The organism is Rhizobium grahamii CCGE 502 (genome assembly GCF_000298315.2).
In the GTDB taxonomy this organism is placed as follows: domain Bacteria; phylum Pseudomonadota; class Alphaproteobacteria; order Rhizobiales; family Rhizobiaceae; genus Rhizobium; species Rhizobium grahamii.
Map to the genome: position 1 here is coordinate 148,872 of NZ_AEYE02000025.1, position 6,066 is coordinate 154,937.

5 protein-coding genes are annotated in these 6,066 nt (G+C 63.3%); all 5 read left to right on the top strand.

Going from position 1 to position 6,066, the window contains the following annotated elements:
- Positions 1-49 precede the first annotated feature (49 nt).
- A complete protein-coding gene (locus RGCCGE502_RS39120) occupies positions 50-148 on the top strand; it encodes a 4Fe-4S dicluster domain-containing protein (protein WP_369333332.1) in 99 nt (32 codons plus the stop codon).
- 44 nt (positions 149-192) lie between these two features.
- A complete protein-coding gene (locus tag RGCCGE502_RS20895; protein WP_016556183.1) occupies positions 193-1,314 on the top strand; it encodes a thiolase family protein in 1,122 nt (373 codons plus the stop codon).
- A gap of 2 nt (positions 1,315-1,316) precedes the next feature.
- Positions 1,317-3,614 (top strand): 3-hydroxyacyl-CoA dehydrogenase/enoyl-CoA hydratase family protein, encoded by a 2,298-nt coding sequence (locus tag RGCCGE502_RS20900; RefSeq protein WP_040675311.1) that lies wholly within the window; start codon positions 1,317-1,319, stop codon positions 3,612-3,614.
- A 19-nt stretch (positions 3,615-3,633) separates the two neighbouring features.
- A complete protein-coding gene (locus tag RGCCGE502_RS20905) occupies positions 3,634-5,403 on the top strand; it encodes an acyl-CoA dehydrogenase C-terminal domain-containing protein (RefSeq protein WP_016556185.1) in 1,770 nt (589 codons plus the stop codon).
- Positions 5,404-5,579: 176 nt separating this feature from the next.
- A partial coding sequence (locus tag RGCCGE502_RS20910; RefSeq protein ID WP_016556186.1) for an electron transfer flavoprotein subunit beta/FixA family protein occupies positions 5,580-6,066 on the top strand: 487 nt, incomplete at its 3' end.

Genomic DNA, 6,066 nt, shown 5'->3' on the forward strand with positions numbered 1-6,066 from the left:
CCCCGAGGAATGGGAGGCCGGCGGCTGCCGCTTGTCGAAGCTTGCCGCTTTGGCCTCGAGCCGACAGAGATGCGTGCAGTGCAAGACCTGCGACATCAACGATCCGCCGCATAACTCCATCTGGGTCCTGCCGAAGGCGGTGGCCTAAACATCCCCACATGTGACGTGTTCGTCACGCATAGGAAAAGAACTATGACCGCGATCTACATCGTCGACTACCTACGGAGCCCCTTTGCACTCGCCCATCGCGGCGCGCTTGCTAGCGTCCGCCCGGACGATCTGGCGGCAAGCGTCGTCAAGGCGCTGATCGGCCGCTGCAGCATCGATCCGGCCGAGATCGAAGACGTCAATCTCGGGTGCGCCTTCCCGGAAGGCGAGCAGGGTTTCAACATAGCCCGGTGCGCGGCTCTCATCGCAGGCCTGCCGCAGTCGGTCGGCGGCTCGACCGTCAACCGCTGGTGCGGATCGTCCATGCAAGCGGTTCAGATGGCCGCCGGCGCGATTGCCATGGACGCCGGCGAGGCGTTTGTCGCCGGCGGGGTCGAGAGCATGAGCCGCGTGCCCATGATGGGCTTTAACCCCCTGCCGAACCCGGCCTGGAGCGACGTCCAGCGCATTGCCTTCCTGAACATGGGCCTGACCGCCGAGAACCTTGCTGACCGCTACGGCATTTCGCGCGAGGAGCAGGACGCCTATTCGCTGGAAAGCCAGACCAAGACGATCGCAGCCCGCGCCGCCGGCCGGCTTGTCGCCGAGATCACGCCGGTGGGGGATGTAGCCATCGACGGTTGCCCGCGCGCGACAGACGCGGAAAAGCTCGCGGGCCTGAAGACCGCCTTCAAGGCTGGCGGCTCGGTCACAGCGGGTAATTCCTCTCCCCTAACCGATGGCGCATCCGCCACGCTCGTCTGCTCGGAAGCCTTCGTAAAGCGCCATAACCTCGCGCCGCTCGCCCGCATCTCCGGTTATGCGATTTCCGGCTGCGCGCCAGAGATCATGGGCATCGGACCGGTCGAGGCGAGCCGCAAGGCGCTGAAGCGCGCCGGCATTTCGGCGGTCGACCTAGACGTGATCGAAATGAACGAGGCCTTCGCCGTTCAGGTGCTCGCCTGCTGCCGCGATCTCGATATCGATCCGGCTCGCCTCAACCGCGATGGCGGGGCAATCGCGCTCGGTCATCCGCTCGGCGCGACAGGCGCGCGCCTGGTCGGCAAGGCGTCCCTCCTTCTGAAACGGGAGGGCGGCCGCCATGCGCTCGCCACCCAGTGCATCGGCGGCGGTCAAGGCATCGCCATGGTACTGGAGGCGGCGTAATGATGGCCACGATCGAGAAAGCTGCCGTCATCGGGGCGGGCGTCATGGGCTCAGGCATTGCCGCTCATCTCGCCAATACGGGGCTCGACGTCGTGCTGCTCGACATCGAGAAGAAATTTGCCGAAGGCGGCGTGGCCCGCCAGCTTAAAGTTGGCGGCTTCACGGACCCCGCCTTTGCCGAACGTATCCGTACCGGCTCCACCATCGACGATCTGGGGCTTGTCGCGGATGCGGACTGGATCATCGAGGCTGTCGCCGAAAAAATCGATATTAAGCAGCCTCTTTACCGCGCCGTCGACGAGCTGAGGAAGGCCGGTTCGATCGTCTCCTCCAACACCTCGACCATTCCCCTTCAAGCGCTGACCGCGGGTCTGCCGGAGAAGTTTGCCGCAGACTTCCTGATCACCCACTTTTTCAATCCCCCACGCACTATGCGGCTGCTGGAACTGGTGTCGGGCCATGCGACGAAGCCCGAGGTAACTGCGACGATCCGCGATTTCGGGGACCGCGAATTGGGCAAGAGCGTCGTCACCTGCAAGGACACGCCCGGCTTCATCGGCAACCGCATTGGCAACTACTGGATGCTGGTTGCGCAGAACGAAGCCTTCGACCTCGGCCTTGACGTCGAGGAAGCGGATGCAATCATCAGCAAGCCCTTCGGCATCCCCTCCACCGGCATCTTCGGGCTTCTGGACCTCGTTGGTATCGACCTGATGCCGACGATTATCCGCAGCCTGCAGAACGCCACACCTGCCAGCGATGCGATGAAGGACTATGATGCAGAGCCAGCGCTTATTGCAAGAATGATTGCCGAAAACCGCCTCGGGCGTAAAAGCGGCGCCGGTTTCGTGCGCCTGTCGCCCGACCGCAAGTCGCGCGATGCGACGGATCTGAAGACCGGCGAATACCGTCCGCAGAAGCCGATTTCCTCCAAAAGCCTCGATGCCTCGGGCGGTGATCCGCGCGCCCTGATGGAGCATCCCGGCCTCGGCGGGCGCTATGCGGCGGTCGTCATGGAAAAGTCGCTCGCCTATGCCGCGTCTCTCGTGCCCGAGATCGCCGACACGCCAGAGGCCGTGGACGAAGCGATGCGCACCGGCTACGGCTGGAAGCTCGGTCCCTTCGAACTGATCGACCGCCTCGGCGCCGGCTGGCTGAAAGCGCGGCTCGAAGGCCGGGGCATCGCCGCTCCATCCTATCTGGCGCTCGCCGCGGAAAAGGGCGGCTTCTATTCGGTGGTCGATGGTGGTCGCTGCAACCTCCTGCCGAACGGCAGCATCGAGCCCGTAGCGCAGAGCGAGGGCGCGCTTCTTCTCGCCGATCTCCGGCTCGGCCATAAGCCGTTGGAGTCCTGGGAGGCCGCGAGCCTCTGGGACATCGGCGATGGCGTCGCCTGCCTGGAATTCCGCACCAAGATGAACACCTGCAGCCCGGCCCTGCTCGATGCGATCGGCGAGTCCCTGGAACGCTGCAAGGCCGATTTCCGCGCGCTGGTCATAGGCAGCGACGCGCCCGTGTTCAGCGCGGGCGCGGATCTGCGCATCTTCCTAGAAACGGTTGAGAAGGGCGGAAGCGAAGCGCTCTCGGCCTTCATCGACCTCGGCCATCGCACCTTTAAGGCAATAAAATATGCCCCCTTCCCCGTCGTCGGCGCGGCGGCGGGCCTGGCGCTCGGCGGTGGCTGCGAGATTCTGCTGCATTGCGACGCCATCCAAGCCCATGCCGAGCTTTCGATCGGTCTGGTGGAGACTCGGATCGGACTCATTCCCGGCTGGGGCGGATGCAAGGAAATGATGCTGCGCCTGTCGGCCTCGACTGCCTTCATGCGCGGCACCGTCGCGCCGGCGATCGCCGCCTTCAACCTGATCTCCGCGGCCAAGACCTCGGCGAGCGCCTTGGAGGCCCGAAAGCTTGGGTTCCTGAAGTCGTCCGACGGCATCACCATGAACCGCAGTCGTCTGCTAGCCGATGCCAAGGCGAAGGCGCTGGCACTGGCGCAAAACTATGTCGCGCCGGAAGCGCCGTCGATCGTCATGTCCGGACCCTCCGGGACCTTCGCGATCCACAACATCGTCGAGGTCGAGGCGCTGGCGGGACGCATCACTGCCCATGACAGAGTGGTGGGCCGCGCGCTCGCCAATGTGCTGACCGGCGGCCCCTCCGCCGATCCCTTAAAGCCGCTCACGGAAGACGAGGTCATCGCACTAGAGCGCGATGCCTTCAGCGAACTATTCGCAACGCCCGCAACCCGGGATCGCGTCAAGCATATGCTTGCGACCGGCAAGCCGCTGCGCAACTGAAAGGAAGCAAGGAACCCCTATGGTTGGCTACATTCCCCCTATCGAAGACATATCATTCCTGCTCGGCGAGGTTTTCGACTTCAACGCGCAGATAACAGCCCTTCCCGGCTTTGAGGAAGTCGACACAGATCTGGCAACAAGCGTGCTCGAGGAAGCCGGGAAGTTCTGCGCCGAAGTGCTCGAACCGCTCAACCGTTCCGGCGACGAGGAAGGCTGCCATGTTGAAAACGGATTGGTGACCACGCCGAAAGGCTTTGCCGATGCATACCAGGCCTTTGTCGAGGCCGGGTGGGGCGGGCTTTCCGGTGATCCTGAATTTGGTGGCCAGGGGCTGCCGCGCGCGCTGCAGATCCTGTTTGACGAGATGTTATCCTCTGCAAACCTCTCCTTCGGTCTGTTCCCCGGCCTTACGCGTGGCGCGGTCGAGGCGATCGCCCACCACGGCAGCGAGGAACTGAAGCAGAAGTATCTGCCCAAGATGATCTCCGGAGAATGGACCGGCGCCATGGCTCTGACTGAATCCTCGGCTGGAACCGACCTCGGCCTGCTCGCAAGCCGTGCCGAGCCGCTCGACAACGGCTCTTATGCCATCAGGGGCACGAAGATCTTCATCTCCTCAGGCGATCAGGATTTCGGTGGCAACATCATCCATCTCGTCCTCGCCCGCCTGCCTGATGCGCCCAAGGGCGTGAAGGGCATCAGCCTTTTTCTCGCGCCCAAATTCCTCGTCAACGAAGACGGCTCGCTTGGCGAACGCAACCGTATGTCGGTCGGGTCCCTGGAGCACAAGATGGGCATTCATGCCCAGCCCACTTGCGTCATGAACTATGACGGCGCTATCGGCTGGCTGGTCGGCGAAGCAGGGCGCGGATTGAACGCCATGTTCACGATGATGAATGCCGAGCGCCTCTTCGTCGGCATTCAGGGCCTTGGCGTTGGTGAAGCCGCCAATCAGAAGGCGGTCGCCTATGCCCGCGAACGACTTCAGGGCCGGTCCGCTGACGGCGGGTGCGGTCCCGTACCGATCATCGATCATGCCGACGTGCGAAAAATGCTGCTCACCGGGCGCGCTTTGACGGACGCGGGTCGGGCTCTTGGAATCTGGACCGCCATGCAGATGGACATCGGCGCGCGCCATCCCGATGAGACGGTCCGCCAAAACGCCGACGGATTCGTGGCGCTGCTGACACCGGTGGTCAAGGCTGCATTTACTGATTTCGGTTTCGAGACGGCCGTCCTGTCGCAACAGGTTTTTGGCGGTCACGGCTATATCCGCGAATGGGACATGGAGCAGTATGTGCGCGACGCGCGCATCACCCAGATCTACGAAGGCACCAACGGCGTGCAGGCCATGGACCTCGTCGGACGCAAGTTGCCGATGGAAGACGGAGACCTGCCGCGGCGCTTCTTCAAGCTGATCCGTGGCGATCTGACGGCACCCGCTGTACCGGCCGAACTCGAGATGGTGAGCGCCGCTGTCGGCGAGGCTCTTGCCCGGTTGGAAAAGCTGACCGAATACCTGTTGGCCAAAGATGCCGATCTGGAAGAGGCCGGAGCCGCCGCCACCGACTACCTGCGCTTTTTCGCGCTCGTCTCATTCGGCTGGCTTTGGGTGCGCATGGCCTCGAAAGCCGCAGCCTCCGTTGGTGCGAGCAGTTGGCTGAAGCAACGCAAGCTTTCGCTTGCCCGCTTCTTCGCCTCCCGGCTGCTTCCGCAGACCCTGGCGCTCGACGCGGCCGTTCGCAGCGGCGCGGCCACTGTGATGGCACTCGACGCCGACGTCTTCTGATTGAAGAGCTTCGGGAAGGAGAAGACATGCTTGGTATCATGATGAATACACCACTGCTTGTCATCGATCCTGCGGCTGAGCTAACTCACGCGGGCGAGGCCCACTCCATCACTACATTTACGCTAAAGATCGTCGCCTGACATAGCGCGTGAATCATCTACCGAAGGAAGGACCCCATGAAAATTCTCGTCCCCGTGAAGCGGGTGGTTGACTACAACGTGAAGATCCGCGTGAAGCCGGATGGCACAGGCGTCGAGCTCGCGAATGTGAAGATGTCGATGAACCCGTTCGACGAGATCTCGGTGGAGGAGGCGCTGCGGCTGAAGGAAGCCGGCAAGGCCGAGGAAGTCGTTGTCGTGTCGATCGGTCCTGCCAAGTCTGAAGAGACGCTGCGCACGGCGCTTGCCATGGGCGCGGACCGGGCGATCCTGGTCGAGACCGACGATGCCGTCGAGCCGCTCGCCGTTGCCAAGATCCTGAAGGGCGTCGCCGACGCCGAACAGCCGGGTCTTGTCATCGTTGGCAAGCAGGCGATCGATGACGATTCCAACCAGACCGGCCAGATGCTGGCGGCACTGCTTGGCACCGCGCAGGCAACCTTCGCCTCGAAGATCGAGATCGGTGATGGCAAGGCAACCGTGACGCGCGAAGTCGACGGCGGTC

Coding starts and splice junctions, on each gene's coding strand:
- RGCCGE502_RS20895 (WP_016556183.1), top strand. CDS start 193: ATGACCGCGATCTACATCGTCGACTACCTACGGAGCCCCTTTGCACTC.
- RGCCGE502_RS20905 (WP_016556185.1), top strand. CDS start 3,634: ATGGTTGGCTACATTCCCCCTATCGAAGACATATCATTCCTGCTCGGC.
- RGCCGE502_RS20900 (WP_040675311.1), top strand. CDS start 1,317: ATGGCCACGATCGAGAAAGCTGCCGTCATCGGGGCGGGCGTCATGGGC.